Origin of the sequence: Pseudomonas juntendi, from assembly GCF_009932375.1 — a bacterium.
In the GTDB taxonomy this organism is placed as follows: Bacteria; Pseudomonadota; Gammaproteobacteria; order Pseudomonadales; family Pseudomonadaceae; genus Aquipseudomonas; species Aquipseudomonas juntendi.
The window spans coordinates 1-3,314 of sequence record NZ_BLJG01000171.1 but is presented as its reverse complement, the minus strand read 5'-3'; the positions used below and the strand labels follow the sequence as shown (position 1 = coordinate 3,314).

Genomic DNA, 3,314 nt, shown 5'->3' with positions numbered 1-3,314 from the left:
CCCGCTTGGCTCCACCACTTTCTGCGGTAGATGTTGCTCCTGCTCAGAAATTAGAAATGAACATTCGTTGATGAATGTTGATTTCTGACTTTTGTCAGACCGTTCTTTAAAAATTTGGATATGTGATAGATATAGACTGACATGCACTTTCACTGGTGTGTGATCAGGCTAAGGTAAAATTTGTGAGTTCTGCTCTTAATTGAGCGAAATGCGAATTTTCGGCGAATGTCGTCTTCACAGTATAACCAGATTGCTTGGGGTTATATGGTCAAGTGAAGAAGCGCATACGGTGGATGCCTTGGCAGTCAGAGGCGATGAAAGACGTGGTAGCCTGCGATAAGCTTTGGGGAGTCGGCAAACAGACTGTGATCCAGAGATCTCTGAATGGGGGAACCCACTCAGCATAAGCTGAGTATCTTGTACTGAATACATAGGTGCAAGAGGCGAACCAGGGGAACTGAAACATCTAAGTACCCTGAGGAAAAGAAATCAACCGAGATTCCCTTAGTAGTGGCGAGCGAACGGGGACCAGCCCTTAAGTTGGTTTGAGATTAGTGGAACGCTCTGGAAAGTGCGGCCATAGTGGGTGATAGCCCCGTACACGAAAATCTCTTATCAATGAAATCGAGTAGGACGGAGCACGAGAAACTTTGTCTGAATATGGGGGGACCATCCTCCAAGGCTAAATACTACTGACTGACCGATAGTGAACCAGTACCGTGAGGGAAAGGCGAAAAGAACCCCGGAGAGGGGAGTGAAATAGAACCTGAAACCGTATGCGTACAAGCAGTGGGAGCCTACTTTGTTAGGTGACTGCGTACCTTTTGTATAATGGGTCAGCGACTTATATTCAGTGGCGAGCTTAACCGAATAGGGGAGGCGTAGCGAAAGCGAGTCTTAATAGGGCGTTTAGTCGCTGGGTATAGACCCGAAACCGGGCGATCTATCCATGGGCAGGTTGAAGGTTAGGTAACACTGACTGGAGGACCGAACCGACTACCGTTGAAAAGTTAGCGGATGACCTGTGGATCGGAGTGAAAGGCTAATCAAGCTCGGAGATAGCTGGTTCTCCTCGAAAGCTATTTAGGTAGCGCCTCATGTATCACTGTAGGGGGTAGAGCACTGTTTCGGCTAGGGGGTCATCCCGACTTACCAAACCGATGCAAACTCCGAATACCTACAAGTGCCGAGCATGGGAGACACACGGCGGGTGCTAACGTCCGTCGTGAAAAGGGAAACAACCCAGACCGTCAGCTAAGGTCCCAAAGTCATGGTTAAGTGGGAAACGATGTGGGAAGGCTTAGACAGCTAGGAGGTTGGCTTAGAAGCAGCCACCCTTTAAAGAAAGCGTAATAGCTCACTAGTCGAGTCGGCCTGCGCGGAAGATGTAACGGGGCTCAAACCATGCACCGAAGCTACGGGTATCACCTTTTGGTGATGCGGTAGAGGAGCGTTCTGTAAGCCTGTGAAGGTGAGTTGAGAAGCTTGCTGGAGGTATCAGAAGTGCGAATGCTGACATGAGTAACGACAATGCGAGTGAAAAACTCGCACGCCGAAAGACCAAGGTTTCCTGCGCAACGTTAATCGACGCAGGGTTAGTCGGTCCCTAAGGCGAGGCTGAAAAGCGTAGTCGATGGAAAACAGGTTAATATTCCTGTACTTCCAGTTATTGCGATGGAGGGACGGAGAAGGTTAGGCCAGCCTGGCGTTGGTTGTCCAGGTTTAAGGTGGTAGGCTGAAATCTTAGGCAAATCCGGGATTTCAAGGCCGAGAGCTGATGACGAGTTGCCTTTAGGCGACGAAGTGGTTGATACCATGCTTCCAAGAAAAGCTCCTAAGCTTCAGATAACTGGGAACCGTACCCCAAACCGACACAGGTGGTTAGGTAGAGAATACCAAGGCGCTTGAGAGAACTCGGGTGAAGGAACTAGGCAAAATGGCACCGTAACTTCGGGAGAAGGTGCGCCGGCGAGGGTGAAGGACTTGCTCCGTAAGCTCATGCCGGTCGAAGATACCAGGCCGCTGCGACTGTTTATTAAAAACACAGCACTCTGCAAACACGAAAGTGGACGTATAGGGTGTGACGCCTGCCCGGTGCCGGAAGGTTAATTGATGGGGTTAGCGCAAGCGAAGCTCTTGATCGAAGCCCCGGTAAACGGCGGCCGTAACTATAACGGTCCTAAGGTAGCGAAATTCCTTGTCGGGTAAGTTCCGACCTGCACGAATGGCGTAACGATGGCGGCGCTGTCTCCACCCGAGACTCAGTGAAATTGAAATCGCTGTGAAGATGCAGTGTATCCGCGGCTAGACGGAAAGACCCCGTGAACCTTTACTATAGCTTTGCACTGGACTTTGAATTTGCTTGTGTAGGATAGGTGGGAGGCTTTGAAGTGGGGACGCCAGTTCTCATGGAGCCATCCTTGAAATACCACCCTGGCAACTTTGAGGTTCTAACTCAGGTCCGTTATCCGGATCGAGGACAGTGTATGGTGGGTAGTTTGACTGGGGCGGTCTCCTCCCAAAGAGTAACGGAGGAGTACGAAGGTGCGCTCAGACCGGTCGGAAATCGGTCGTAGAGTATAAAGGCAAAAGCGCGCTTGACTGCGAGACAAACACGTCGAGCAGGTACGAAAGTAGGTCTTAGTGATCCGGTGGTTCTGTATGGAAGGGCCATCGCTCAACGGATAAAAGGTACTCCGGGGATAACAGGCTGATACCGCCCAAGAGTTCATATCGACGGCGGTGTTTGGCACCTCGATGTCGGCTCATCACATCCTGGGGCTGAAGCCGGTCCCAAGGGTATGGCTGTTCGCCATTTAAAGTGGTACGCGAGCTGGGTTTAGAACGTCGTGAGACAGTTCGGTCCCTATCTGCCGTGGACGTTTGAGATTTGAGAGGGGCTGCTCCTAGTACGAGAGGACCGGAGTGGACGAACCTCTGGTGTTCCGGTTGTCACGCCAGTGGCATTGCCGGGTAGCTATGTTCGGAAGAGATAACCGCTGAAAGCATCTAAGCGGGAAACTTGCCTCAAGATGAGATCTCACTGGGATCTTGAATCCCCTAAAGGGCCGTCGAAGACTACGACGTTGATAGGTTGGGTGTGTAAGCGCTGTGAGGCGTTGAGCTAACCAATACTAATTGCCCGTGAGGCTTGACCATATAACACCCAAGCAATTTGCTGACGCAGATTGCGGTGGTGAAGATGACATGAACCGAAAGTTCGCAAGGCATCACAAACATCACATATCCGGATTCGCTGGGCTGTCCATCTGGACATTCTGGCTACAGAATTTCTTGACGACCATAGAGCATTG

At 50.8% G+C, this 3,314-nt stretch carries 1 rRNA gene; it reads left to right on the top strand.

The window, feature by feature from the left end:
- Window positions 1–266 precede the first annotated feature (266 nt).
- Window positions 267–3,159: ribosomal RNA gene (locus GYA94_RS20240) — 23S ribosomal RNA — on the top strand.
- Window positions 3,160–3,314: the final 155 nt, after the last annotated feature.